At 65.0% G+C, this 25,119-nt stretch carries 27 protein-coding genes; 18 read left to right on the top strand and 9 right to left on the bottom strand.

Annotation, left to right across the window (positions count from 1 at the left end):
* Positions 1-111: 111 nt before the first annotated feature.
* Positions 112-807: a glutathione peroxidase gene (locus tag ACTJK4_RS02400; RefSeq protein ID WP_440815775.1), complete on the top strand. Its 696-nt coding sequence runs from the start codon at positions 112-114 to the stop codon at positions 805-807.
* Here ACTJK4_RS02400 and ACTJK4_RS02395 read toward each other — a convergent pair whose 3' ends face one another.
* The 5 genes from ACTJK4_RS02395 to ACTJK4_RS02375 all read right to left on the bottom strand — a co-directional run bounded on the left by ACTJK4_RS02395 (position 808) and on the right by ACTJK4_RS02375 (position 6,051).
* On the bottom strand, positions 808-1,992 hold the full coding sequence (locus ACTJK4_RS02395; RefSeq protein ID WP_232041770.1) for a patatin-like phospholipase family protein: 1,185 nt from the start codon (positions 1,990-1,992) through the stop codon (positions 808-810).
* A gap of 3 nt (positions 1,993-1,995) precedes the next feature.
* Positions 1,996-2,874, bottom strand: a complete 879-nt coding sequence (locus tag ACTJK4_RS02390; protein WP_316868215.1) for a PhaM family polyhydroxyalkanoate granule multifunctional regulatory protein — start codon at positions 2,872-2,874, stop codon at positions 1,996-1,998.
* 49 nt (positions 2,875-2,923) lie between these two features.
* A complete protein-coding gene (locus ACTJK4_RS02385) occupies positions 2,924-3,742 on the bottom strand; it encodes an enoyl-CoA hydratase/isomerase family protein (protein WP_252691906.1) in 819 nt (272 codons plus the stop codon).
* Positions 3,743-3,810: 68 nt separating this feature from the next.
* Positions 3,811-4,962 carry an ABC transporter substrate-binding protein gene (locus ACTJK4_RS02380; RefSeq protein WP_440815770.1) on the bottom strand — a complete coding sequence of 384 codons (1,152 nt, stop codon included), beginning with the start codon at positions 4,960-4,962 and terminating at the stop codon, positions 3,811-3,813.
* Between the two features lie 84 nt (positions 4,963-5,046).
* Entirely contained in the window at positions 5,047-6,051 is a 1,005-nt protein-coding gene (locus tag ACTJK4_RS02375; RefSeq protein WP_440815768.1) for an LLM class flavin-dependent oxidoreductase, read from the bottom strand.
* Positions 6,052-6,156: 105 nt separating this feature from the next.
* Here ACTJK4_RS02375 and ACTJK4_RS02370 point away from each other — a divergent pair, with 105 nt between their 5' ends.
* Positions 6,157-7,065 carry an IclR family transcriptional regulator gene (locus ACTJK4_RS02370; protein ID WP_232041765.1) on the top strand — a complete coding sequence of 303 codons (909 nt, stop codon included), beginning with the start codon at positions 6,157-6,159 and terminating at the stop codon, positions 7,063-7,065.
* Positions 7,066-7,068: 3 nt separating this feature from the next.
* Here ACTJK4_RS02370 and ACTJK4_RS02365 read toward each other — a convergent pair whose 3' ends face one another.
* Positions 7,069-8,061, bottom strand: coding sequence for a fumarylacetoacetate hydrolase family protein (locus ACTJK4_RS02365; RefSeq protein ID WP_232041764.1), 993 nt, complete (start codon positions 8,059-8,061; stop codon positions 7,069-7,071).
* A gap of 82 nt (positions 8,062-8,143) precedes the next feature.
* Between ACTJK4_RS02365 and ACTJK4_RS02360 the strand changes: the two genes are divergently transcribed.
* The 4 genes from ACTJK4_RS02360 (at position 8,144) to ACTJK4_RS02345 (ending at position 11,535) form a co-directional block, all read left to right on the top strand.
* Entirely contained in the window at positions 8,144-9,016 is an 873-nt protein-coding gene (locus ACTJK4_RS02360) for an IclR family transcriptional regulator (protein WP_440815763.1), read from the top strand.
* A complete protein-coding gene (locus ACTJK4_RS02355; RefSeq protein WP_440815760.1) occupies positions 8,982-10,118 on the top strand; it encodes a DUF3108 domain-containing protein in 1,137 nt (378 codons plus the stop codon). Before ACTJK4_RS02360 ends, ACTJK4_RS02355 begins: the two co-directional genes overlap by 35 nt.
* 1 nt (position 10,119) lies before the next feature.
* Positions 10,120-10,959, top strand: coding sequence for a 3-oxoadipate enol-lactonase (gene pcaD / locus ACTJK4_RS02350; protein ID WP_440815757.1), 840 nt, complete (start codon positions 10,120-10,122; stop codon positions 10,957-10,959).
* A 318-nt stretch (positions 10,960-11,277) separates the two neighbouring features.
* Positions 11,278-11,535 (top strand): BTH_I0359 family protein, encoded by a 258-nt coding sequence (locus tag ACTJK4_RS02345; protein ID WP_012760982.1) that lies wholly within the window; start codon positions 11,278-11,280, stop codon positions 11,533-11,535.
* Positions 11,536-11,649: 114 nt separating this feature from the next.
* On the opposite strand, the gene ACTJK4_RS02340 is transcribed toward ACTJK4_RS02345, so the two are convergent.
* On the bottom strand, positions 11,650-12,042 hold the full coding sequence (locus tag ACTJK4_RS02340) for a rhodanese-like domain-containing protein (protein WP_322017186.1): 393 nt from the start codon (positions 12,040-12,042) through the stop codon (positions 11,650-11,652).
* 152 nt (positions 12,043-12,194) lie between these two features.
* Between ACTJK4_RS02340 and ACTJK4_RS02335 the strand changes: the two genes are divergently transcribed.
* From ACTJK4_RS02335 to ACTJK4_RS02305, 7 genes are all read left to right on the top strand, one after another.
* On the top strand, positions 12,195-13,235 hold the full coding sequence (locus ACTJK4_RS02335) for a homocysteine S-methyltransferase family protein (protein WP_232041760.1): 1,041 nt from the start codon (positions 12,195-12,197) through the stop codon (positions 13,233-13,235).
* Between the two features lies 1 nt (position 13,236).
* Positions 13,237-13,590: a bleomycin resistance protein gene (locus ACTJK4_RS02330; protein WP_440815752.1), complete on the top strand. Its 354-nt coding sequence runs from the start codon at positions 13,237-13,239 to the stop codon at positions 13,588-13,590.
* Positions 13,587-16,325, top strand: coding sequence for a methionine synthase (gene metH, locus ACTJK4_RS02325; RefSeq protein ID WP_440816825.1), 2,739 nt, complete (start codon positions 13,587-13,589; stop codon positions 16,323-16,325). Before ACTJK4_RS02330 ends, metH begins: the two co-directional genes overlap by 4 nt.
* A 241-nt stretch (positions 16,326-16,566) precedes the next feature.
* Complete coding sequence (locus tag ACTJK4_RS02320) at positions 16,567-16,992, top strand: hypothetical protein (RefSeq protein ID WP_322017184.1); 426 nt, start codon at positions 16,567-16,569, stop codon at positions 16,990-16,992.
* Positions 16,993-17,302: 310 nt separating this feature from the next.
* Positions 17,303-17,935: a response regulator gene (locus ACTJK4_RS02315; RefSeq protein ID WP_009277190.1), complete on the top strand. Its 633-nt coding sequence runs from the start codon at positions 17,303-17,305 to the stop codon at positions 17,933-17,935.
* A 102-nt stretch (positions 17,936-18,037) separates the two neighbouring features.
* Positions 18,038-18,478 (top strand): response regulator, encoded by a 441-nt coding sequence (locus ACTJK4_RS02310; RefSeq protein ID WP_232041756.1) that lies wholly within the window; start codon positions 18,038-18,040, stop codon positions 18,476-18,478.
* Between the two features lie 74 nt (positions 18,479-18,552).
* Positions 18,553-18,693: an entericidin A/B family lipoprotein gene (locus ACTJK4_RS02305; protein ID WP_232041755.1), complete on the top strand. Its 141-nt coding sequence runs from the start codon at positions 18,553-18,555 to the stop codon at positions 18,691-18,693.
* An 82-nt stretch (positions 18,694-18,775) separates the two neighbouring features.
* Here ACTJK4_RS02305 and ACTJK4_RS02300 read toward each other — a convergent pair whose 3' ends face one another.
* The gene (locus ACTJK4_RS02300) at positions 18,776-20,218 is read right to left on the bottom strand and encodes a sensor histidine kinase (RefSeq protein WP_232041754.1); all 1,443 of its coding nucleotides are present in this window, start codon (positions 20,216-20,218) and stop codon (positions 18,776-18,778) included.
* 222 nt (positions 20,219-20,440) lie between these two features.
* On the opposite strand from ACTJK4_RS02300, the gene ACTJK4_RS02295 reads away from it, so the two are divergent.
* The 3 genes from ACTJK4_RS02295 (at position 20,441) to ACTJK4_RS02285 (ending at position 21,777) form a co-directional block, all read left to right on the top strand.
* Positions 20,441-20,614, top strand: coding sequence for a DUF1328 family protein (locus ACTJK4_RS02295; protein WP_004633727.1), 174 nt, complete (start codon positions 20,441-20,443; stop codon positions 20,612-20,614).
* A 141-nt stretch (positions 20,615-20,755) separates the two neighbouring features.
* A complete protein-coding gene (locus ACTJK4_RS02290) occupies positions 20,756-21,184 on the top strand; it encodes a DUF883 family protein (protein WP_232041753.1) in 429 nt (142 codons plus the stop codon).
* Positions 21,185-21,219: 35 nt separating this feature from the next.
* Positions 21,220-21,777 (top strand): ferritin-like domain-containing protein, encoded by a 558-nt coding sequence (locus tag ACTJK4_RS02285; RefSeq protein WP_260804037.1) that lies wholly within the window; start codon positions 21,220-21,222, stop codon positions 21,775-21,777.
* Positions 21,778-21,903: 126 nt separating this feature from the next.
* Here the strand turns inward: ACTJK4_RS02285 and ACTJK4_RS02280 are convergent, their stop codons facing one another.
* Positions 21,904-22,227, bottom strand: coding sequence for a DUF1840 domain-containing protein (locus tag ACTJK4_RS02280; RefSeq protein WP_232041751.1), 324 nt, complete (start codon positions 22,225-22,227; stop codon positions 21,904-21,906).
* Positions 22,228-22,404: 177 nt separating this feature from the next.
* Between ACTJK4_RS02280 and argS the strand changes: the two genes are divergently transcribed.
* Both argS and ACTJK4_RS02270 read left to right on the top strand, forming a co-directional pair.
* Positions 22,405-24,195 carry an arginine--tRNA ligase gene (gene argS, locus ACTJK4_RS02275; RefSeq protein WP_440815743.1) on the top strand — a complete coding sequence of 597 codons (1,791 nt, stop codon included), beginning with the start codon at positions 22,405-22,407 and terminating at the stop codon, positions 24,193-24,195.
* A gap of 60 nt (positions 24,196-24,255) precedes the next feature.
* Entirely contained in the window at positions 24,256-24,966 is a 711-nt protein-coding gene (locus tag ACTJK4_RS02270; RefSeq protein ID WP_232041749.1) for an SPOR domain-containing protein, read from the top strand.
* Positions 24,967-25,119 lie beyond the last annotated feature (153 nt).

Genomic DNA, 25,119 nt, shown 5'->3' with positions numbered 1-25,119 from the left:
TGGCGCGCGGCGCATAACGCACATTTCACCGGTGCGATCCCAGGGCGTTATACCCTAGACTAAAGACAAACTTCGGCCCGTCGGCTGAGCGTCCGCTTTTGGAGATTCGCCATGTTGTTTTCCGCCACCGTTTCCGGGCGACGCCCGCGCCTGCAACTGCATGCGTCGGGGGTGCTGCGTCGGCACCATGTGCTGATGATCGTCATTGCGATTGCCATTGCCATCATTGCATTGCTGCTGCCACGCACAGGGCATGCCGCCACGGCTGGCGTCGCACCGACCGTGCAAGCGCCGGTTGCCGCAGGCGCATGCCCTACCAGCCTGAACTTTCGCGTCAAACGCTTGCAGGACGATGCGCCGCAAGATCTTTGCCAGTACGCAGGTCGTGTCGTGCTGGTGGTCAACACCGCCAGCTATTGCGGCTACACGCACCAGTACGAAGGGCTCGAAGCGCTGTACGCGAAGTATCGCGACAAGGGCCTGACGGTGCTGGGTTTCCCATCGAACGACTTTCAGCAGGAACCCGGCAACAGCAAGCAGATCGCCGACTTTTGCTACAACACGTACGGCGTGAAATTCCCGATGTTCTCGAAGACGGCGGTGGTTGGCCCGGGTGCGTCGCCGCTGTATGCGTGGCTCGCGACGCAGACAGGCCAGCCGCCCAAGTGGAACTTCCACAAATACCTGCTGGACCGCACCGGCCGCGTCGCGGCGGTGTTCTCGAGCAGCGTCGAGCCGAGCGACCCCGCGCTCATGAAGCGCATCGATGCGCTGCTGGCTGAACCGTCGACACGCTCGTCGCGCTGATCACGCTGCGCGCATCGTGTCCGGAATGGCGCCATACAGAAACGCGGCCAGTTCGTCGCGGCGTGCCTGCACATCGCGTTCGCCCAGGTCGATCAGTTCCTGAGTGAATTCCGGCTCGAAGAGCAGATAGCTCGCAAATGCCGCGCCGCGCGCTTCGGTGCCGCCCAACGGCTTGAGCAGCGCGCGCACCGTACCTGGCAGGCGCTGCACGTGGCGCGAGGCAATCAGTTCGATGCGCTCGGACGGCGCCATCACCAGCACTTCGATCTTGCGCCAGCCGTCGCGCGCGTCGGCAATCTCGGGGTTGCGCGCCACCATGGCATTGACGTGCTGGAGCCGCTCGATATCGGCGGAAAGCCCGTCGAGAAAGATGCTCGCCAGCGCCTGCCCCGCAATCTGCGCGAGCGACGGATAGCCGGACGCCGGCACCGTGTCGTACCAGCCCGGCTGCGAGCGAGACGCGGCGCCCACCACCAGAATGCGATTCGCGCCCAGATGAATGGCCGGGCTCAACGGCGACATCTGGCGCATCGTGCCGTCGCCGAACCATTCGTCGTTGCCTTCGAGCGGCACCGGCTCGGCGGGGAAGATGAAGGGGATGCTCGACGAGGCGAGCATGTGCGCCACGCCGATCTGGTCTGCCACCGCAATCCGCTGCGAACGCCGCCACGGCAACACCACGTGCGGCGATTGATAGAACGTGACGTGGCGCCCAGTGGTGTATGACAGCGCGGTGATGGCCAGCGCGCGCAGCGCTCCGGCGTCGAATGCGGCCTGCACCTGCTGACCGTCGTGTTGCGACTCAAGCAGTTCACGCAGCGGCGTATTGTCGAACAGCGCGCGCGGCGTGCGGCCGGTCATCCAGCCGAATGCCAGTGCGGTCAGCCACCGGGCACCGCTGGAGCCCACGCGGCCGACATCCGTACGATAGACACGATCGGCATGCAGGCTGCCCCAGAGCTGGGTGAGCGCCTCGGTGGCGAGCGTGAAATCCTGCGCGCCGCGTGCGAGGCCCAGACTGTTGATCGCGCCCGCCGACGTGCCGCAAATGACGTCGAACGGCGTGCGTGCCACACCCGGCGCATACTCCTGCGCCAACCCCGCGATGCCGCGCAGCACACCAACCTGATAGGCGGCGCGCGCGCCGCCGCCCATCATCAAGAGCGCAGTGCAGTCTGGCGACATCGATCAGGGCGTGTCGTTGGTGGACTTGCGCGGCGCAGATTTCGCTGGCGTTTTCTTGGCAGTGGCCTTCTTGGTGGCTGGCTTGGCCGGGTTGCCCGCAGGCGCCTTGGCGGCCGGCTTCTGCGCCGGCTTGGCGGCAGCACGCTTGGGCTTGGCCGGCGCCGTCTTCTCTTCGATGTCTTCCGGCGCCGCATCCAACCCTTCCGCGCCCGGCGCACCGGCAAACCCGGGGAAGCCTCCCGGGAAACCCGGCATCAGGTTTTGCGGCATCGGCATGGCCGCCGCTGCGGAGCTGGCGATCTGGTTGAACTGCTGCTGCAGCATGTTCCACCACGGCGAGGGGTCCAGCGCGGCCGCGGCAGCGCGCGCGGCAGCTTGCGCCTGCGCGGCGGCGTGGGCCTGAGCCTGGGCGTTTTCGGCGCGGGCTTCGGCTTGGTCGTCGTCGGTGTCTTCGTCCGCCTCTGCGTCGTCTTCGGGTGGCGGTTCGTCTTCGGCCGGCTTGGCTGTGGCGGCCGTGTGCGGCCACGCGGGCTTGGATTCTTCGTCAGTCGAGGACGCACCCGGCGTCAGGCCGTCGAACGCAGACTTCATGGCATCTGGCGACAGCGCGGAGCCGAAGGTCTGCAAGGCCACCAGCGTGGCGCGCTGCACTTCCAGGCCCTGGATTGCCGTGCGCAGCAGGCTGGCGTTCAGTTGCAGCCAGCTCTCAACGGCGCGCAGGTCATGGATGCGCTTGTCGATTTCCTCGAGATCCATCGGCGGCGCGGCAAAGCTGGCCATGTTGGGCATGCCGCCACCTGCCATCCCGGCAAAGCCGCCGCCCCACAACTTGCGCAGGAACTCAAAACCGCCTTCGGCAAAATTGGGCATCTGGGTGAACATGGTGTCTCCTACAAATCGGTCGGGGTCGGACGTGCGGGCGTGTTTCTCATCAGGCGCCATCAAACGTGGGCGGGCGCTTCTGACGCAGGCTCGCAATACCCTCGCGCACGTCGGGGCCCGCAAAACCCATGAATTCAAGCGCCAGCGATGTATCAAAACTCGGGCCCGCCATGCGCAACCAGTTGTTCAGCGCGTACTTGGTCCAGCGGATGGCCGTCTGCGAACCCGCCGCCAAGCGTTCGGCGATTTCGAATGCGCGGTTGACGAGGTCTGCTTCGGGCACGGCCAGCGAAACCAGCCCAATGCGCTCGGCCTCTTCGCCTGTCATGGACTCGCACAGCAACAGGTAGTACTTGGCCTTGGCCATGCCGCACAACAACGGCCAGACAATCGCTGCATGGTCGCCCGCCGCCACCCCCAGGCGCGTGTGGCCATCGACGATGCGGGCGTCTTTGGCGGCGATCGAAATATCGGCCAGCAATCCGGCGACCAGCCCTGCCCCCACAGCCGGGCCGTGCATGGCGCTGACAATGGGCTTGTCGCAGTTGATGACGTTGTAGACGAGGTCGCGTGCCTCGTGCCAGACGCGGGTGCGCACGTCGAAGTCTTCGGCCATCTGCTCGACAAGGTGCAGATCGCCGCCAGCAGAAAAGCCCTTGCCCTCGCCGCGGATGAGTGCGACGCGCACCGAAGGCTCTGCGGATACATCGCGCCAGATCTCCGCCAGCTCGCGGTGCAGGCCGGCATCTGCAGTGGACAGCTTGCGGTTGGCCGACTGCGCCGCACCCATCACGATTTCGAGGATCGGGCCGTGCTGGACGAGCGTCAGCGCCTGGTAGCGGGCAAAGCGGGGAGCGAGCGAAGTCATGGTGTCCGAGGTAATGGATCAAGCATAGCGGATGAGACTGCGCGTGCAACGCGGGATGTGCGCCGTCATCACTTCGCGGTGTCGGCCAGGCGCCATTGTCCGCGGCGGATCTGCGCCATCACGCGGGCGCGCTGGTCCAGGCCCACGTGGTCTTGCGGGCTCATGTTGACCACGCCAGTGCTGGTGGGCAGGTTGCGCACCTGCTCCAGTGCGTCGCGCAGCGCCTCCCGGAAGGCCGGCGTGCCGGGCTTGGCCCGCTTGAGCGCCACCGGCACCGCATGCTGCAACAGCAAGCCGATGTCGCCCGTGTAGGCGGCAAAGATCGACACGCTACCCTTGCCAAAGGCCGCCTCGTAGCGGCGCGCAAAATCCAGCGCCTGCTTCTTGGCGGGGTGGGTGTCGGGCAGTTCGGCGGCGACCATGACGGGGCCAGTCGGCACGTAGGCGCCTTCGCAGTCCTTGCCGCACAGCCTGACGAAATCGTTATTGGAAACGCCGTGATTGAAGTAGATCTTGCCGGTGTAGCCGCGCTCGGCCAGCGCGCGGGCCGGCAGCGCGGCAGGCGTTCCGGAGCCGCCGATCACCACCGCGTCGGGCTTGTTGGCCAGCAGATGCAGCACCTGCGCGGTCACGCTGTTGTCGGTAGGCGAAAAACGCTCGGTATCGGTGATCCGCATGTGCTTCAGATCGGCAAAGCGCTGCACCTCGGCCAGAAACGCCTCGCCCAGCGCGTTGGCAAAACCGATGTAGGCGATGGTCTTCACGCCGTGCGCTGCAGCGTGCTCGGCAATGAGCGATGCCATGTGCGAGTCCGAATGCGGCGTCTTGAAGATCCAGCGCCGCTTGGCATCCATCGGCTCGATCAACCGGGCGGACGAGGCCAGCGAGATCACGGGCGTCTTGCCCTCGGCCGCCGCGTCGATCATCGCCAGCGTATTTGGTGTCGTGGACGAGCCCACGATCACGTCCACGTTCGACTCGCTCATCAGCTTGCGCGTGTTGGTGACCGCGCGCGTGGTGTCCGACGCATCGTCAAGCACGATCACGTCGACTTTCTCACCGCCGATCTCGCGCGGCCACAGCGTGGTGGCGTTCTTCTCCGGCTGCCCCAGCGAGGCCTGCGGCCCCGTGGCCGACACCGTGACGCCGATGCGGATGTCCGCCAGCGCGGCGGAAGACAGCAAAGCCAAACCAACCAGTACGCCAGCATGTCGCTGCATTGCGGGTCTCCTCCCGTGGTTTGGCAAAGAGCGTAGCGGTTTTGCGGCGGTTTGGCGATGCGGAGTCGCCCAGGCTAGACAGCTTCAGGCAGCGAGCGCAGTGATGCCGGCGCGCGGCAGCGCATCCTCCATCAACGCACGCATCGATTCGAGCACCGCAGATTGCGGCATCAGCCCGAAGTTGTGCAGGGCCATCACATGATCGACGCCCATGTCGGACAGCCGCGCGAGCTTCTCGGCCACCGCATCGGGCGTGCCGAACAGCGACAGGCCGCTGGCCAGCACATCGTCGTACGTCTGGCGGCGCGCGTAGAGCCGCGTGGCGACGTACAGATCGAACGCGTCGGCGGCCGTCGCGCGCACGGCGGCTTCGGTCGAGCCCACGTGCGTGTGCAGCGCGACAGCCGCCATGCCGCGCGTGTCCGCAATGCCCGCTTCGGCCAGGCCGCGCTGGTAATCGTCCATCAACGTGCGGATGTCGTCGAAGCGCTCGACCGAGGCATACGGCACGAACAGCATGCGCCGCCCTTGCCGGCCAATGTGATACGCGGCCTCGCGCCGCAGGATCGCCACGTGGATCGGCACGCGGGCCTGCACGGGCAGAACGTTGAGGCGCACGTCGCGCAGCGTGTGGAACTGGCCCGCGTGGTGCACGCGCTCACCGGCGAGCAAGCGCTCGACGAGCATCAGCGCTTCGTCAAAGCGCTCGCGCTTGATGGCGGGGTCGACGTCGTAGCCTTCGAACTCGTGCTTGAGGTAGCCGGAGCCCACGCCCAGCGACAGCCGCCCGCCCGAGAGCGCATCGACCATCGCGTAGTTCTCGGCCACCGTGGCCGGATGATGGAAGGTCAGGATCGAGATGGCCGTGCCCAGCCGCAGCCGTTGGGTCTGCGCGGCCAGATGCGAGAGAAAGACCGCCGGGTTGGGGACGGCGCCGTACTCGTGAAAGTGATGCTCGGCCACCCAGAAGGTGTCGTAGCCGAGCGCTTCGGCGTGGCGCGCCTGGGCGATGACGTCTGCGTAGAGTTGCGGCAGACTGCGGGGCCGGTCGGGGTAATGGTCCTGCACGGAAAAGATCGACAGCTTCATGGCGTCTCCCGGGTTCTCGAGGTCTTTTCCAGCGCGCAGGCCGCCGCGCCGGTTGTATCTTTTTACGTAACGCGTATCTTATAAAGCGACACCCGAGACTTCAAGATGCCCATCGACGACCCGCTGCCGCCAGATGCCTCGCGCGACGAATTGCCCACAGAAGACGCCGCGCCGGAACGCACCAGCGCCGGCATCCAGTCCGCCGAGATCGCGCTGAGCGTGCTTTCGGCGATGGCGCATGCCGGGGGCGCCCACGCCGTCTCCGAACTGGGCCGGCAGCTTGGCATGCCGCGCGCAAAGGTTCACCGCTACCTGGTGTCGCTGGAGCGCATGGGTTTTGTGGAGCAGGACCCCGCCTCCGCCCGCTACCGGCTGGGCACGCAGGCGTTGCAGGTGGGGCTGTCGGCGCTGTCCGACGTGGATTTCGTGCGTGAGGGCAGCAACCTGCTGCCCAAGCTGGCTGAGCGGCTGAACGAAAGCGTGTTTCTGTCGATCTGGACCGCGCGCGGCCCCGTCATCGTGCGCTGGGAAGACAGCGGCCGCCCGGTGGCGGTCAATGTGCGGGTCGGCTCGGTCATGCCGCTGCTAAACTCCGCCACGGGCCAGGCATGCGCCGCGTGGATGCCGGAAATCCAGATCGTCTCGCTCATCGACCGAGAACTTCGCGGCCCCGGCGCTGGCAAGGCCGGCCTGACTGATTGGCTGAACTGCCGCGCGCGCTGGCAGGCGGTGCGGCAGGAAGGCGTGGCCCGCATCGGCGGGACATTGGTGCACGGCATCGATTCGGTGGCCGTGCCGGTGCTCGATTCGCAGGGCAAGCTGGCCGGGGCGATCACGGCGCTAGGCTTGTCCAGCGTGTTCGATTCCAGCCTCGAGGGGCCCGCCGCGCGGCTGTTGCGCGAGGCGGGGCGGACGCTATCCCTTCGTCTGGGGTATCACGGGCAGGCGCTGACAGCCGGTGCCGCGGCGCCCAAGCGGGGGCGCCGTCCGAAGGCAGCACCGGAATCCGCCTAAGTCTTACGCCTGCGTGCCCGGCGCGATGACTTCCTGGTCGATCGCCCCGAAAATGGACACGCCATTGGCGTCGAACATCTCGATCTTCACGGTGTCGCCGTAGCGCATGTATTCGGTGACGGGCGCGCCGGATTCGATGGTTTCCAGCATGCGTTTCTCCGCAATGCACGCGTACCCCTTGCTGCGGTCCACGTTCGAAATCGTGCCGGAGCCGACAATGCTGCCTGCCCGCACGTTGCGCGTCTTGCAGATATGCGCGATCAGCTGGCCGAAGTCGAACACCATGTCGGTGCCGCACTCGGGCTGGCCAACCTTCTTGTTGTTCCAGCGCACCGTCATCGGCAGATGCACCTTGCGCTCGCGCCAGGCCTCGCCCAATTCATCGGGCGTGACGGCCACGGGCGAGAACGCCGTCGCGGGCTTGCTCTGGAAGAAGCCGAAACCCTTGCCCAGCTCCGCCGGAATCAGGTTGCGCAGCGACACATCGTTGGCCAGCATGATCAGGCGGATGCTCTCGGCAGCGGCAGCCGGTTCAGTGCCCATCGGCACGTCACCGGTGATGACGGCGACCTCCGCCTCGAAATCGATGCCGAACGCTTCGCTGCGGCAGACGATGGGATCATGCGCGCCGGCCAGATCGTCTGAGCCGCCCTGGTACATCAGCGGGTCGGTCCAGAACTCGGGGGGCATCTCGGCGCCGCGCGCCTTGCGCACCAGTTCAACGTGGTTCACATAGGCCGAGCCGTCCGCCCATTGGTACGCACGCGGCAGCGGCGCCATGCAATTGGCGGCGTCGAACGCAAACGGGTGGCGTGCGCGGCCCGCGTTGAGCTGGTCGTACAGATCCTGCAACTGCGGTGCATGAAAGGCCCAGTCGTCCAGCGCGCGCTGCAGCGTGCCGGCGATGTGCGTGGCGAAGTGAGCGGTCTTCAGGTCCCGCGAGACCACGGCCAGTTGGCCGTCGCGCGAGCCATCCTTGAGGGTGGCGAGTTTCATGAGCGTTGTATGGAGAAAGGCTGCGCGGATGGTACACCGAGCATCGGCTAAACTGGCCCGAACCGATCCATCACCCCTCGCCATGTCACCGCTGCCCGCCGACACCGATCTCGACCTGGAGCCTGATGCCGATGGCGAGCTGGATGCGCCCGCGCGCTCGGGCATCCAGTCCATCGAAGTCGGCTTCAGGCTGCTGGAAGTGCTCACGCACACCGATGGCCCGATGATGCTGCGCGATCTCGCGCGTGCCGCCCCCATGAACCCCGCCAAGGCACACCGTTATCTGGTGAGCTTTGCGCGCCTGGGGCTGGTCACGCAAACGCCCGAAGGCCGTTACGACCTGGGCCCGTTCGCGCTGGAAATGGGGTTGGTGAGCCTGAACCGGCAAAACCCGATGCGCCGCGCCCGGCCCGCAGCCGCCGCCCTGCGCGACGAGATCGATCACACCATCGGCCTGGCCGTGTGGGGCAACCAGGGCCCGGCCATCGTCCACTGGGAAGAGGCCAGCCATCCGGTGACGGTCAGCCTGCGCCTGGGCGACGTCATGCCGATGCTGAACTCGGCCACCGGACGCGTGTTCGGCGCCTACTTGCCCCGCGCGCAGACGCGCGCGTTCATCCAGCGCGAACTCGACCGCATTGCGGCAGCAGGGAATACCCCGAGCACCGAGAACCCCGAGCTGCCGCAAACGCTCGAAGCCTACGACGCCATCTGCGCCGACGTGCGTGTTCATGGCGCCTCCCGCATTCATGGCGGCGTGCTGCCCGGCATCAACGCGATGTCGCTGCCGGTGTTCGACGCCAACGGCCAATTGTGTCTGGTGCTGATCGCGTTGGGCGCACAAAGCACCTTCGACACCACCTGGAGCAGCCCGCTGGAGCGGCGCTTGCGGCTGGCCGCACAACAGCTTTCCGCCGATCTTGGATACGTTGCACCCAACGCCCCGCAATCCTGACGAACTGAATACCGACCGCGTGCAAACCCGCAGGCGTCGCTTCCATCGGCTCGGCCGGTTCGGGCTCGTGCTGCTGGCCGTGCTCGTGCTGCACGTGATTGCCGTCGTGTGGATCGCGCGAAGTCGTCAGGTGACGTGGCCGCCCGCGCCAGAGCAGATCATCCCCGCGCTGTTGCTGCATCCCGAGCCGGTGCAGCCGCCACAGCCCCCGGCTGCGCCCAAGCCCCGCCCCGCTCCGAGCCGTCCGCACCCCCAGGCAGCACCCGCTCCGGCGCCGACACCCACGCCGTCCGCGCCCGATCTGGCAAGCATGGACCCATCCGAGTTCACCAGCGCTGGCGCTCAAGCCTCGGGCGATACCGGCGTGGTCACCGATCTCAGCGGCGAAGGCCCGGGCGGGCCACCCGCGCCGCCCGGGGACGCTTTCTCGCTGCCGCCCTCGGCTACGCTGCGGTACGCCACTTACGTCAACGGCGTGCGCAACGAAGATGGTGTGATCCGCTGGGCCACCGATGGAAAAACTTACACGCTTGCCGTGGAAATTCCGTTGCCACTCTTCTTCGGCAAACTCGCGTTTCGCAGCGCGGGCACCGTCGGCCCGTATGGCCTGACCCCCGCGCGCTACGAAGAAGTGCGCGGGCGCCGACAACCCGACCTCACAACGTTCCACTACGCAGCCGACCCCACGCCGGCATCTGGCGCGCAGGGCGCACCCACGGTCACTTTCACCCGCACGCCCGCCGTGCTGCCGCTGCCCGAGGGCACGCAAGATCGCTTCAGCGTCTTCCTTCAGTTGACCGGACTGGCGCGCGGTGGCCCTGAGCGCATCGCCAGCCCGGGCCTCACGCTGGAATTCCCGATCGCCGATACCGACAGCGTAGAGGTGGCCCGCGTCCAGCACGTCGGCGAGGACACCATCGACACCCCGAACGGCACGATTCGTGCGCAGCACTTCATACGGCTGCCGCGCCGCGCAGAGGACAAACGGCGTGTAGAGATCTGGCTGTCTGCCGACCACGGCTGGCTGCCGGTCCGCCTGCGCCAGACCGAGCCCAACGGCATGCAATTCGATCTGGTCTACCAGTCCCAGGAAGGAGGCTGATATGAACGCCAACGCCCTCTCCAACGCCGGCACGGTGCACGCCAACGGCATCGACATCCACTACCGCACCGACGGCACAGATGGCCCGTGGGTCGTGCTTGCCCATGCGCTGGGCGTGGACCACCAGTTGTGGGACAGCATCGCCCAACGCTTGGCCAGCCGCCATCGCGTGCTGCGCTACGACGCACGCGGCCACGGCAAGACCAGCGCCCCGCACGGCGCCTACACGCTGTTCCAGCTGGCGGACGATGTAGCTGGCCTGCTCGATGCACTGTCGATTGAACAGGCGCATTTCGTTGGCCTGTCGATGGGCGGCATGGTTGGGCAGGTCCTGGGCGTGCGGCACCCACATCGGCTGCTGTCGCTCACGCTATGTGACACCGTTTCCTACACGCCGGTGTCGGCGCATGCCATGTGGGACGAGCGCATCGGCCAGGTCGAAGCGCACGGCATGAGCGGCATAGTCGAAGCCACGATACAGCGCTGGCTGACCACGCCGTTTCGTGAGGCCCATCCCGACGTTGTTGAGCGCATCCGCAGCTTGCTGCGCGCCACGCCACCCCACGGCTATGTCGGTACATGCCTGGCCATCAAGGCGCTGGACACACGCAGCTCTCTGGCGCGCATCGCTTGCCCAACATTGGTCATAACAGGCGAGCAGGACACCGGTGCGCCAGTGGAAGCGGCGCGCGAGATCGCCTCGCACATTCCCGACGCCCGTTTGAAAGTGATCTCCGACGCTGCGCACTTGGCCCCTATCGAACAGGAGGAGGCCTTTCTCGCCGATCTGGATGAGTTCTTCGGGCACGCAGGATGCGGGAGCCAATGCGACACGCCATAAGGCTTGCTTGCCTTGCCGATAGTTGCAGGCGCCCCGCACACGGCCCGTCGTCTACCCGCCGAATGGCGGAAGACGGCTTGCTTCTTTCGATGCAGGAACGGAAAGGTCTTGTTACGCGAACACAACGCACGTCACACATTTCGCCTCGCATTCGCGAACTTTGTGACCGATCATGAAGCCCAAGGGGTAAATGGAAAAAACGGTCATGAGGCGGGAGTTGATCGGCCCTTGAAGTCATGATGGTGGGCCCCATCTACCCGGTGCAGCAGTAGAGCAGTCCCCACAACAGCAAGACGATTGACGCCTCGGAGGTGCACCATGCAGATGATCTACAACAGCGACAACTACTGTGTTGTTGAGTTCGGTGTAGACGGCCAACACGCCATGCTGGCAGCGGGTGGCTACGAGATCGTCGACAAGAACCTCAAACGTGAAATTTTCCTCGGCGGTGAGTTGGCCGAGCATTTCCGCGAGGATGTGAAAAAGCTGATCGCCAGCGAGCCTACCGTTGAAGAAGTCGACGATTTTCTCGGCAAATTCGACACGGTGATGACGCAGCCGGTGACGATGCACTGAGGTACCGCGCGGGCAAGCCGCCCGCCAGACGGATCGACAAAAAACGCCCGGAGCATGGCGCTGCCGGGCGTTTTTTCGTGTGTGTCGCTCGACTATCGGATCGATAGCGTCTTTCTAGCATTGCTCCCACGGCAGGCCAGCATGACGCCAGCCGTTAAGCGTGTTGCGATGGCGCGTGCTGTCCAGATCCCCCTCGAAGCCGTGGCGCACGACATAGACATCACGGAAACCCGCTTCTTCCAGTGCGTGCGCCGCAGCGGCTGAGCGATTGCCGCTGCGGCAGATCAGCACGACGGGGCGCTCCACGCCGTGGCCGGTCAGTTTGCGCACGGTTGGCACGAACTCGGGGTTCACTTCCCAATGCGGGCCGTCGTTCCATGCAACGTGATGGGCGCCGGCTGGATGACCCACGAACAGGTGTTCCATTTCACTGCGGCAGTCGACAAAAAGCGCGGCGGGCGTGCGCTCCAGGAAGACGTGGGCGTCTGCGGGATCGAGCAATTGCATGGCGGGCGGCAGGGCGGGCAAATGGCGTGATATGGATTATAGGAGCGCGATTGCCCACAACAGCGGCAAGTCATTGATGCGACTGGTAAAATTCACCTTTGGCCGCAAATTCTGAATATTTGACCGGCCGCAGCACCTCGGAGTCCCTCCCCATGACCGCGCCCCTGCCCTACACCCGTGCCGCCAACCTGCCCGCGCTGCTGCGCGAGCGCATCCTGATCCTGGACGGCGCGATGGGCACCATGATCCAGCGCTACAAGCTGACCGAGGCGCAATACCGCGGCGAGCGCTTTGCCAACCACCCGATCGACGTGAAGGGCAACAACGAGCTGCTGCTGCTCACGCGCCCCGACGTCATCCGCGAAATCCACGAGCAATACCTGGCGGCCGGCGCGGACCTGATCGAAACGAACACCTTCGGTGCGACGACCATCGCGCAGGAAGACTACAAGATGGCGGACCTGGCCTACGAGATGAACGTCGTGGCCGCCCGCCTGGCACGTGAAGCCTGCGACAAATACAGCACGCCCGACAAGCCGCGCTTTGTGGCCGGCGCCTTTGGGCCGACGCCCAAGACCGCCAGCATCTCGCCCGACGTGAACGACCCGGGCGCCCGCAACGTCAGCTTCGACCAACTGCGCGACGCGTATTACGAGCAGGGCAAGGCGCTGCTCGAAGGCGGCGCGGACGTGTTCCTGGTCGAAACCATCTTCGACACGCTCAACGCCAAGGCGGCGCTGTTTGCCATCGATCAGCTCTTTGAAGACACCGGCGAGCGCGTGCCCGTGATGATCTCCGGCACGGTGACCGACGCCTCGGGCCGCATTCTCTCGGGCCAGACCGTCGAGGCCTTCTGGAACAGCCTGCGCCACGCCAAGCCGATCACCTTCGGCCTGAACTGCGCGCTGGGTGCTGCGCTGATGCGCCCGTACATTGCCGAGCTGGCGAAGATTTGCGACACGGCCGTCTCGTGCTACCCGAATGCCGGCCTGCCCAACCCGATGAGCGACACAGGCTTCGATGAAACGCCTGACGTCACGTCCAACCTGGTCGACGAATTTGCCTCGGCCGGCCTTGTGAACTTGGTGGGCGGTTGCTGCGGCACGACGCCCGAGCACATCAAGGCGATTGCCGAGCGCGTGGCCAACCGCAAGCCGCGCGCATGGCCGGGCCAGTATCTTGAAGCCGCCTGACATGAACGCACGCATCGACAGCACGATCCCCGTGCTGGCCTCGCTGGACCTGGCGGAGTCAGCCCGCTTCTATACGGAGCGGCTTGGCTTCACGCAGGAGCTGATTGCAGACGACTACCTGATCGTCAGCCGCGATGGCGCCGAAATCCATTTCTGGCTGTGCGACGACCGCCGCCTTGCCGAGCACACCTCGTGCTACCTGCGTGTGCCCAGCACGCAGGCCCTGTTTGAAGAATTCACCGCGCGCGGGCTGGAGCTCGTGCCGCCGGCGGTGCGTCCGTGGCGCATGAAAGAGCTCTACGTGATCGACCCGCATGGCAACCTGTTGAAGCTGGGCGAACACGCCCCCGCCTGACCGAACCCCGCACCATCATGACCGACCATCCCATGCGCCTCTCCGGCCTCGAACCGTTCAACATCGGCGAGAGCACGCTCTTCGTCAACGTCGGCGAGCGCACCAATGTCACCGGGTCCAAGGCGTTCGCGCGCATGATCCTGAACAGCCAGTTCGACGAGGCGCTGGCCGTGGCGCGCCAGCAGGTCGAAAACGGCGCGCAGGTCATCGACATCAACATGGACGAGGCGATGCTCGATTCCAAGGCGGCGATGGTGCGCTTCCTGAATCTGATCGCCTCGGAGCCCGACATCGCGCGCGTGCCGATCATGATCGACTCGTCCAAGTGGGAGGTGATCGAGGCGGGCCTGAAGTGCGTACAGGGCAAGGCGATCGTCAATTCGATCTCGCTCAAGGAAGGCGAAGAACAGTTCGCGCACCACGCCAAGCTCATCAAGCGCTACGGTGCGGCCGCCGTGGTGATGGCGTTTGACGAGCAAGGCCAGGCTGACACATACGCGCGCAAGACCGAGATCTGCAAGCGCAGCTACGACTTCCTGGTGAACCAGGTCGGCTTTGACCCGGAAGACATCATCTTCGACCCGAACATCTTTGCGGTGGCCACCGGCATCGAAGAACACAACAACTACGCCGTGGACTTCATCGAAGCCACGCGCTGGATCAAGCAGAACCTGCCGTACGCGAAGGTGAGCGGCGGCGTGTCGAACGTGTCGTTCTCGTTCCGCGGCAACGACGTGGTGCGCGAGGCGATCCACACCGTGTTCCTGTACTACGCGATTCAGGCGGGCATGGACATGGGCATCGTCAACGCGGGCCAGTTGGGCGTGTACGAGAACCTCGACCCCGAGCTGCGCGACCGCGTGGAAGACGTGGTGCTGAACCGCCGCCCGGATGCGACCGACCGCCTGCTGGAAATCGCAGACCGCTACAAGGGCGGCGGCACCAAGCGCGAAGAGAATCTGGCCTGGCGCCAGGAGCCGGTGGAAAAACGCCTTGCCCACGCGCTGGTGCATGGCATCACCGACTACGTGGTCGAAGACACCGAAGAAGTCCGTCAGAAGATCTTTGCCGCCGGCGGCCGTCCGATCCAGGTGATCGAAGGCCCGCTGATGGACGGCATGAACATCGTGGGCGACCTCTTCGGCGCGGGGAAGATGTTCCTGCCGCAGGTGGTCAAATCCGCCCGCGTGATGAAGCAGGCGGTGGCGCACCTGATTCCGTTCATCGAAGAAGAAAAGCGTCAGATTGCGGCGGCGGGCGGCGACGTGCGCTCGCGCGGCAAGATCGTCATCGCCACGGTCAAGGGCGATGTGCACGATATCGGCAAGAACATCGTCACCGTCGTGCTCCAGTGCAACAACTTCGAGGTCGTGAACATGGGCGTGATGGTCCCGTGCAACGACATCCTGGCAAAGGCGAAGGTGGAAGGCGCGGACATCATCGGGCTGTCGGGCCTGATTACGCCTTCGCTGGAAGAGATGGCCTACGTGGCCTCGGAAATGCAGCGCGACGAGTATTTCCGCGTGAAGAAGATCCCGCTGCTGATCGGCGGCGCGACGACGAGCCGCGTGCACACCGCCGTGAAGATCGCCCCGAATTACGAAGGGCCGGTGGTCTACGTGCCGGACGCTTCACGCTCGGTGAGCGTGGCATCGAGCCTGCTGTCCGACGAAGGCGCCGCGCGCTACGTCGAAGAGCTGCACGCCGACTACGACCGCATCCGCACCCAGCACGCCAACAAGAAGGCCACGCCGATGGTGTCGCTGGCCGCCGCGCGCGCCAACAAGACCAAGATCGACTGGAGCCACTACACGCCGCCCAAGCCCAAGTTCATCGGCCGCCGCGTGTTCCGCAACTACGACCTGAACGAACTCGCGCAGTACATCGACTGGGGCCCGTTCTTCCAGACGTGGGACCTGGCCGGCAAATTCCCGGACATCCTCAATGACGAGATCGTCGGCGAATCGGCCCGCCGCGTGTTCTCCGACGGCAAGAGCATGCTCGCGCGCCTGATCGCCGGGCGCTGGCTCACGGCCAATGGCGTGATCGCGCTGCTGCCCGCCAACACCGTCAACGACGACGACATCGAGATCTACACCGACGAATCGCGCTCGGAAGTCGCGCTCACCTGGCGCAACATCCGCCAGCAGAGCGAGCGCCCGATCATCGACGGCGTGATGCGCCCGAACCGCTGCCTGGCCGATTTTATCGCGCCCAAGAGCACCGGCATTGCCGACTACATCGGCCTATTTGCCGTCACCGGCGGCATCGGGGTGGAAAAGCGCGAGAAGCAGTTCGAAGCCGACAACGACGACTACAGCGCGATCATGCTCAAGGCCCTGGCCGATCGCTTTGCCGAGGCGTTTGCAGAATGCCTGCACGCCCGCGTGCGGCGCGACCTGTGGGGCTACGCGCCGGACGAAACGCTCGACAACGACGCGCTGATCCGTGAGGAGTACAAGGGCATCCGCCCCGCCCCTGGCTACCCGGCCTGCCCGGAGCACACCGTCAAGCGCGACATGTTCCGCGTGCTCGACGCGCAGGAGATCGGCATGAACCTGACCGAAGCGCTGGCGATGACACCCGCCGCATCGGTATCAGGCTTCTATCTGTCGCACCCGGACAGCACGTACTTCACGCTGGGCAAGATCGGCCAGGATCAGGTGGACGACATGATCGCCCGCAGCGGCGAAGATCGCGCGTTTGTGGAGCGCGCCCTCGCGCCGAATCTCTGATTCTGTGACAAGACGTTTAAGACATGGCGCGATCCGCACTGTGTCTTACGCCTGCAAACCCTTGCCGGCATTGGCTTTGTCGACGCTTCAAGAGGGGTGCGCCTTACATTACAAAGGCTTACACCCCCTAACAGTCGTAACCGGAAGGGCTCCATAGACTGAACCCATTCACTCAACACACACAGAGTGATGCCGCGACGAATCCTTCGCGTGGCCGTTCAGAACGAAAGGAGTCTCTTCCATGAACAAGCTGCTGATCTCCCTGTCCGCCATCGCCATCGCTGCTGCTTCGGCTTACGCCAACGCGCAAACCCCGTCGGCCGGCGCATCGCTGCAAACCAACGGCACGGCTGCCGTGGCCCCGGCGCAAGTCAACACGGGCGCAGGCCTGAAGGCCGATGTGAAGTCGGACGGCGGCGCCAAGCTGGACACCGAGTCCGCCAAGAGCCAACTGAACACCAAGGCCGAGCACGGCGCCAAGGCCGCGCACGAGCACAAGGCCAAGACGCAAGCCGGCGTCGACAAGACCGCAGACAAGGTCGGCAAGTCGGTCAGCAAGACGGAAAAATCGGCAGAAAAGTCGGGGAAGGCCGCAAAGGCTGACACCGCCGCCGGCCTGAGCGCCGACGCTGGCGCGAACGCTACGGCCACTACCCAGACCAAGTAACACGTCACTACACAGGAAAGCCGGGCATCGCCCGACGCATCCTGGCGACGCCGGGGCGGAACTCTTCCGCCCCGTTTTCTTTGGGCGCACGGGATCAGGCACGCGGATTGCTCAATGGCAGGCACTGATATGTTGCGATTCATGCACATTCCTGAGGGTTTTTATGGAAACGCTGACAACTCCCCCCGACCGCGCCAATAAGAGGGGCCCCGTTTCGGCGCAACAGTCCGATACAATTGCTGTCGTATCGAACCAACAAGCGCAGCGCGCAGAGCCGGGGAGCCCGCCCAGCGCGCTCATAAGGAGCAGCATGATTCGCGTCCTGATTGCGGACGACCACGAGATCGTCCGTGCCGGCCTTCGGCAGTTCCTGTCCGAAGAGCGGGACATCGAAGTCGCGGGGGAAGCGGCCAGCGGGGAAGAGGTGATGGAGCAACTCCGCACCGGCGCCTTCGACGTCGTGGTGCTCGACATTTCCATGCCCGATCGCAACGGCATCGACACCCTCAAGCTGGCGCGCCAGCGCCACCCTGATCTACCGGTGCTGATCCTGTCGACGTTCCCGGAAGACCAGTACGCCATCAACCTGATCCGCGCAGGCGCATCGGGCTATCTGACCAAGGAAAGCGCACCGGATGAGCTGGTCAAGGCCATTCGCACCGTGTCGCAAGGTCGTCGCTATGTGAGCCCCACCGTGGCGGAGCTACTGATTGGCGGCCTGGAAAAGCCGACCGACCAGCCGCTGCACCAGACGCTCTCCAAGCGCGAATTCCAGATCTTCTGCAAGCTGGCGCGCGGGCAATCGGTGTCGATCATCGCCGAAGAGCTATTCCTGAGCGTCAAGACGGTCAGCACGTACCGCACGCGGATTCTGGAAAAGATGGGCATGAAATCCAATGCCGATCTGACGTATTACGCCATCAAGAACGGCTTGGTCGAGTAGCACCCGGTTGGGCGCCAAAACCCCTCTGCGCGCCGCAAACCCAACTGGCATGTAGGACAACGCCTGATACCACCTCGGCAACCCGCTGGCTAACATCAACCCATGCTGGATCAAGCCGTCACCCTCTCCACCCGTGGCCTGCGCGTCCTCCTGATCGAGGACTCCCCGGTGCTTCGCGGCATGGTGCTGGAATACCTCAAGGCCTCCGCCTTCGTGGCAACGGTCGAGTGGGCAGACACCGAAGACTTGGCGCTGGGCCTTCTCGGGCAGGGCCACTATGACGTCGTGATCGTTGACCTGCAATTGCGGCAGGGCAATGGCTTCAAGGTCCTCCAAACGCTGCGCGATCAAGCGTCGCCCAGCGTGCGCATCGTCTACACCAATCACGCGCAAGTGCCGACCTATCGGCAGCGGTGCTTTGAAGCCGGCGCCAACTATTTCTTCGACAAATCGCTCGAACTCGACAAGGTGTTCGAAGTGATCGAAGAGCGTGCCGGTGTCGGCCGCCCCCGCCAGCAGCCCGCGCAGCATTTTCATCCCTGAGATTCTTCGTGCCCGCCGCGTCGGCTGTCGTGGCGCGCGCTCAACGCCATTTCTCACCCCCCAAGGAGCGTTCGATGAAGACCTTGTGTGCCGCACTTGCACTGACGTGTGTGTTCCTGGCCGGCTGCAACACCATGGCCGGTGCCGGCAAGGACATCCAGACCGGTGGTCAGAAACTGGAGAACTCGGCCGACAACGCCAAGCAAAAGATGTAACGCCGTCTGCTACACCGGCATCAAAAACAAAAAGCCCCGTGATGGGGCTTTTTGTTTGGGCGTTTGCATCGCGCTGGGCGTCTTACACCGTCGCGCCACCGTGGCCCGGCGCGGGCGCAATACCGCCAGTCAGCGCCTGCATGCCAGACGGTTCGTTGGCTGCCCCTCGGTCGAACACGGCATCGGTGGGGGGCAGTTCAACGATGATCGTCACACCACCGCCTGGCATTGAATCGATGACGAGCGTGCCGCCCAGCGCAATGGCGCGCTGCTCCATCCCCAGCAAGCCGTGATGGCCGACCATGCGGCGCCGCTCGATGTCGGCGGGAAAGCCACGGCCGTTGTCGCGCACGCGCAAGCGCACGCCCTCGTCGTCCACGTCGAGCGCCACCGACACCGTGGTCGCATGCGCGTATTTCGACGCGTTGGTGAGCGATTCCTGCACGATGCGATACAGCGCGATGGCCGCATCGTCGGTCAGCTTGGGCATGTCGTCGGGCAGGCTCACCTCCGTATGCCAGCCGTTGCGCGTGCCGACGTCCTCCGTCAATTGCGAGAGCGCCTCTACCAGACCCAAGTTCAGGAGAATCGTCGGGCGCAGGTCTTCGATCAGGCGGCGCTTGATCTGGATGCCCTGATCCACATGGGCCATCACACGCGTGATCTTTTCGCTCACCGCGGGCTCGCTGGCGTGAATGCGTGAGCGCAGCCAGTGCAGGTCCATCTTGGTGGCGGTGAGGATGGCGCCCAGTTCGTCGTGCAGCTCGCGGGCGAGCCGCGTCTTCTCGTCTTCGGTCACACGCTGCAAGTGCGCGGCCAGATCGGACAGTTGCCGTGTGCGCTCGCGCACCATGCGGTCGAGTTTCTGGCTTTCCTCTTCAGCCATGTCGCGCTCGCGCTCGGTCAGGGCGAGGCGCTTGGCGTGCTGCAAGCCCAGCACTACCAGCAGGATGATGTTGACCGCCGTGATGAGCGCAATGCCGTAACGCGACAGCGCCAGATCGCGCTCGGCGTGCTCAAGGCTGCGGGCCACGGTGGCAATCTCGCGCTGGCGGAGCCGGTCCAGACCCTGCCGCACCGCTTCCATCGACGCCTTGCCGAAATCGGTGCGCACGAGATCGAGCGCCACTTCAAGGTCACGCTTGCCGTAGATCAGCGTGAGTTCCATCTCGGTGAGCTTGCGGCTAACCTGGAGCGCTGTCTCCGAGAACAGCTTGAGCGCATCCGGATCGTTGGCGTAGTGATCACGGATTTCTGCCATCAACGCATGAATATGCGGAATGGCCTTGTTGTACGGATCGAGGTATTCGTCCTTGCCCGTGAGCAGGAAACCGCGCTGCCCAGCCTCGGCGTTCACCAGTTCGGCAAGCAGTTCGTTGATGGCGGTTTCAGCCTGCTGCGACTGAATCACCTGCCGATAGCCCTGGCTCAGGCGGATGTTGCCCGTCTCTGAGGCAATCAGCACCCCGAGCGTCAGCAGAATGCCGCCGGCGAGCAGCAGAGTGGAGCGCAAGGATGACCGCATGGCATGCAGACCCATAGGAAACGCGTCAAACCGCCCGACGCGGCGCGCGTTGCGTTTGTGTTTTTTTGGCAATTCGGATGATACCGCGTGGGCGCCCCGGGCGACACTTCGGGCGCACCCCGGTCAGGCACGCGATGTGCGTGGGAGTACGCCACAGGGCGCCGGCCTCACGCAATTTCGCCGCTGCCCTGCATCCCATCCATCCGAATCGGAGACGACAACATGCTGAAATGGGCACTCATCTTCGCCATCATTTCCCTGGTGGCCGGCGTGCTGGGCTTTACCGGCATTGCCGCAGGCGCGGCGAGTATCGCCAAGGTCCTGTTCTTCATCTTCGTGGTGCTGTTCGTGCTGTTTCTGGTGTTGGGCGTCACGGTCTTCAAGGCCGTCGATTAGCGCAGACAGCCCAGGCGCAGGCGCGGCCCGTGTCTTGCTAAGCCATTGACATGCGGCCCGCTTTCGCAAGCGCCGAAATTGCACCCGAACCAACCGCGCCGCCGGTGTGTCTCCCGCGGCGCCACGATGAGGAGCTTCACCATGTCACTCTTTGCCAGCCAACGCGTCCGCAGCCGAATCGATGACGTCAATGATCGGGCCCACCGCGCCATGAACAGCGCCAGCGACGCCGTGGACCACGCCCGGTACGCCGCTCGCCCCGCCGTGGAAGACGTGCAAAGCCTGCTGCGCTCCCTTGAAAATGCCATCCATACACTGACCGACGAAGGCAGTGCCGAGGCCAGCCGGGCCCGCCGGACGCTGCATGCGCGCGCCGACCAACTGCGCCAAGCCGCCAACGACCGCGCCCATCAAGCCCGCGAACGCATGGACTGGGCACTCGATCGCACCGAAGAAACCATTACTGCGGCGCCGTTCAAGTCAGTGGGTGTAGCCGTGGCGATTGGCGCGGCGATCGGGCTGGTCGTGGCGCTGGCCGGCGGCAGCAGCCGGCGCGACGCCAACGAATAAACCCACCTCGCCAATCACCCCGCAGGAGCAAACCCATGAGCCGGACCAACGTCGCCGCCCCCTCGGAAAGCGGCTTCCTCACCGACATCAAGACCTTGCGCGAACGTGCCCGCAAGCACATCGAGGAAGGCGCGGTGACCGAAGACTACAAAGCCGATCGGGAAACCGTGCTGCGGCTGCTGAACGAGGCGCTGGCCACGGAACTGATCTGCGTGCTGCGCTACCGGCGCCACCACTTCATGGCCAAGGGCATCAATGCAGAACCGATCGCCGCAGAATTTCTCGTGCACGCCAACGAGGAACAGGCGCACGCCGACAGCATTGCCACGCGCATCGTGCAACTGGGCGGCGAGCCCAACTTCAATCCGGAAGGCCTGTCCACGCGAAGCCATTCTGAATACGTGGAAGCCGATGGCCTAGTCGACATGATCAAGGAAAACCTGGTGGCCGAGCGGATCGCGATCGACAGCTACCTGGAGATGATCCGTTACATCGGGGACCGAGACCCCACCACGCGGCGCGTGCTGGAACAGATTCTGGCCGTTGAGGAAGAACACGCGGACGAACTGTCCGACATGCTTCACGACCAATAACGCGAATGCAGTAAGACGAGATACCGGCCAACGCGCCAGCCCCCTCCCCCGCTCCCGGCCCGCTGTGGCCGGATGCCCGGACCGCCCCGTTTGGCGGCCGGGCATTTTTTTGGCCTGCGCCGAAGCTCAGACGCCCCAGAGCACGCTGGACTTCTCGACCAGCGATTCTTCCAGCATGTGAAGCAACGGATAGGCGCGCTGGCCGAGGTGCGGCGGCTCTTCTTCGCCGTTTTCGTCCAGGTCCGTCGCCGACAGTTCGGCCACCTTGATATGTGCCTGGTGCGTGTCATCCTTGATGGCGCGCTTGAGGCGATCGATGGCGTGGGGCATTTCTTCGGGCGTGATGACACCGCGCTCGCCCAGCGTCTTGCCGATCACGCCGAGCAGCACCATGGCGAGATCCTTCTGCATCGAGAATTTTTGCGAAGCGTGCGAAGTAAAGGTGATCATGATTTCTTGTTTCCCTTGGTTGGGTGGGGGAGCCGCAGATTGCCATGACTGGGGGCGGATACCTCTGAGACCGCGGCTCACCTGATAAAATTTCGTACTTTTCCCCGAACAACGCAACTGGCGGCGCCGGAACTGGATTTCAATCCATTTCAGCACTGCCGGCGTCATGGTTTCTTTATGCTGCCCTCCCACAAACAGACGATCGCCCAATTGTTGTCCGACGCCGTCGGCTCCCTGCTGCCCGAAGGCCAAGCCCGACCGGAGATCGTCCTGGAGCGCCCCAAGCAAGCCGCGCATGGCGACATCGCCTGCAACGTCGCGCTGCAGCTCGCCAAGCCGCTGGGCACCAACCCGCGCGAGTTGGCCGGCAAGATCGCCGACGCCATCCGCGCCGATGCCCGCGGCCAGCGCCTGGTCTCGGCCGTGGAAATCGCCGGCCCCGGCTTCATCAACCTGCGCCTGTCGGCCGCTGCGCGTGCCGACGTGATTGCCGCCGTGTTTGCCGAAGGCGACCGCTATGGCGCCGCCAACACGCATGACGGCGCGCCCGTGCTGGTGGAGTTCGTCTCGGCCAACCCGACCGGCCCGCTGCACGTCGGCCACGGCCGCCAGGCCGCGCTGGGCGATGCGCTGGCGAGCCTGCTCGACTGGCAGGGCCACAAGGTCCACCGCGAGTTCTATTACAACGACGCCGGCGTCCAGATCCATAACCTGGCCGTCTCCGTCCAGGCCCGCGCGCGCGGCTTCAAACCGGGCGACGCCAACTGGCCCGAGGCCGCCTACAACGGCGACTACATTGCCGACATCGCCGCGGATTACCTCGCCGGTAGGACCGTACGCGCCTCCGATGGCGAACCCGTGACGGGCGAGCGCGATGTGGAGAACATCGAAGCCATCCGCCGCTTTGCCGTCACGTATCTGCGCAACGAGCAGGACATCGACCTGCAAGCGTTCGGCGTGAAGTTCGACCGTTACTACCTGGAGTCGTCGCTCTACACCGAAGGCAAGGTTCAGCAGACGGTGGACGCACTCGTCGCTGCCGGCAAGACGTACGAGCAGGAAGGCGCGCTGTGGCTGCGCACGACCGACGACGGCGACGACAAGGACCGCGTCATGCGCAAGTCCGACGGCGCCTACACGTACTTCGTGCCCGACGTTGCGTACCACACGACCAAGTGGGGCCGTGGCTTCACGCAGGTCATCAACGTCCAGGGCAGCGACCACCACGGCACCATCGCCCGCGTGCGCGCCGGCCTGCAGGGCCTGAACATCGGCATCCCGAAGGGCTATCCGGACTACGTCCTGCACAAGATGGTCACGGTGATGAAGGACGGCGCCGAGGTCAAGATTTCCAAGCGCGCCGGCTCGTACGTGACCGTGCGCGACCTGATCGAATGGTCCAACGGTGACGCCGAGAGCGAAGCCGGCGTCGACACCATCCGCGCCTGCGTGGACGCCGGTGAGCCGAACTGGCCCGCGCGCTTCACGCGTGGCCGCGACGCCGTGCGCTTCTTCCTGCTGTCGCGCAAGGCCGATACCGAATTCGTCTTCGACGTTGACCTCGCGCTCAAGCAGAGCGATGAGAACCCGGTGTACTACGTGCAATACGCCCACGCGCGCATCTGCTCGGTGTTCGAACGCGCCGGCGTTGATCCTGCCTCGCTCACCAACGCTGATCTGGCTGCGGTGACGGGCCCGGACGTCAGCCCGCAGGCGACAGCCCTGGTGCAACGCCTGGCCGCATTCCCCGACATGTTGGCCGACGCCGCACGTGAGCTGGCCCCGCACGCCGTAGCCTTCTACCTGCGCGACCTGGCAGGCGATTTCCACGCGTTCTACAACGCCGATCGCGTGCTGGTTGACGACGAGGCTGTCAAGCGTGCCCGTCTGGCGCTCCTGGCCGCCACGCGTCAGGTGCTGCGCAACGGGTTGGCGGTGATCGGCGTTTCCGCGCCGCAAAAGATGTAAACGCGCACGATTTGGCATCACACGGCGCTCTTATAATCGGGCGCTTCTAGAAGGATCGACATGGCACGCAATACGCAATCTTCCCGTGCCCGCTCGCAACGGGGCGGCACGTTTCTGGGTCTGGTGCTGGGCTTGATCGTCGGTTTGGCGATCGCCGTGGTGGTGGCGGTGTACATCACCAAGGCCCCGGTACCGTTCGTGTCGCGTGGCGGCGCGCAGCCCAAGCCGAGCGAAGCGGGCAACGTGGTCAACACGCTTCCGGCGCCGGTGCAACCCGCGCCTCAGGCCAGCGCCCCGCAGGCGGCGGACCCGAACGCGCCGCTGTGGAGCCGCGTGCCGGCCAAGCCGGTCGATCAGACCGCCGAGCAGAACAACCCGCCGCCGGGCATCACCATTCACCCGGCCCAGCCGGGCTCGACCCCGCAGGTGGCAAGCGCACCGGGCGCCAAGCCGCCCAAGCCGCCGGTCACCGCCTCCAACGAGAAGCCGGTGACGGACCCGATTGCCGAGATTGCTCGCCAGGATGCCGCCAAGACCGGCTATTTCCTGCAAGTTGGCGCTTACAAATCCGCCGAAGACGCTGAGCGCCAGAAGGGCAACCTGGCCATGCAAGGCTTTGAAGCCAAGGTGACGCAGCGCGAGGTGAACGGCGCCACGATGTATCGCGTGCGCCTGGGGCCGTTCAACTCGCTCGACGAGATGACCGCCGTGCGCAGCCGCCTGCAATCGACGGGCGTGGAATCGTCGGTCATCCGCTTCGCCCGCCAGTAACGTGAAGTCTGTGCAGCCCGCTTTGAACCCCGCGGGCTGTGATCGGTCAGAAACCTGAGATTCAGTTACGCTGACAGCCGCGTCGAGCGGTTCCGCACGCGAATTCGCTGGTTTTTCCGTTGCTTTGTCCAGTTCGTCGTCTAATCCGTCGTC

The organism is Ralstonia sp. 22111, assembly GCF_052045895.1.
Taxonomy (GTDB): domain Bacteria; phylum Pseudomonadota; class Gammaproteobacteria; order Burkholderiales; family Burkholderiaceae; genus Ralstonia; species Ralstonia wenshanensis.
This window is presented reverse-complemented; position numbering and strand designations above follow the sequence as displayed.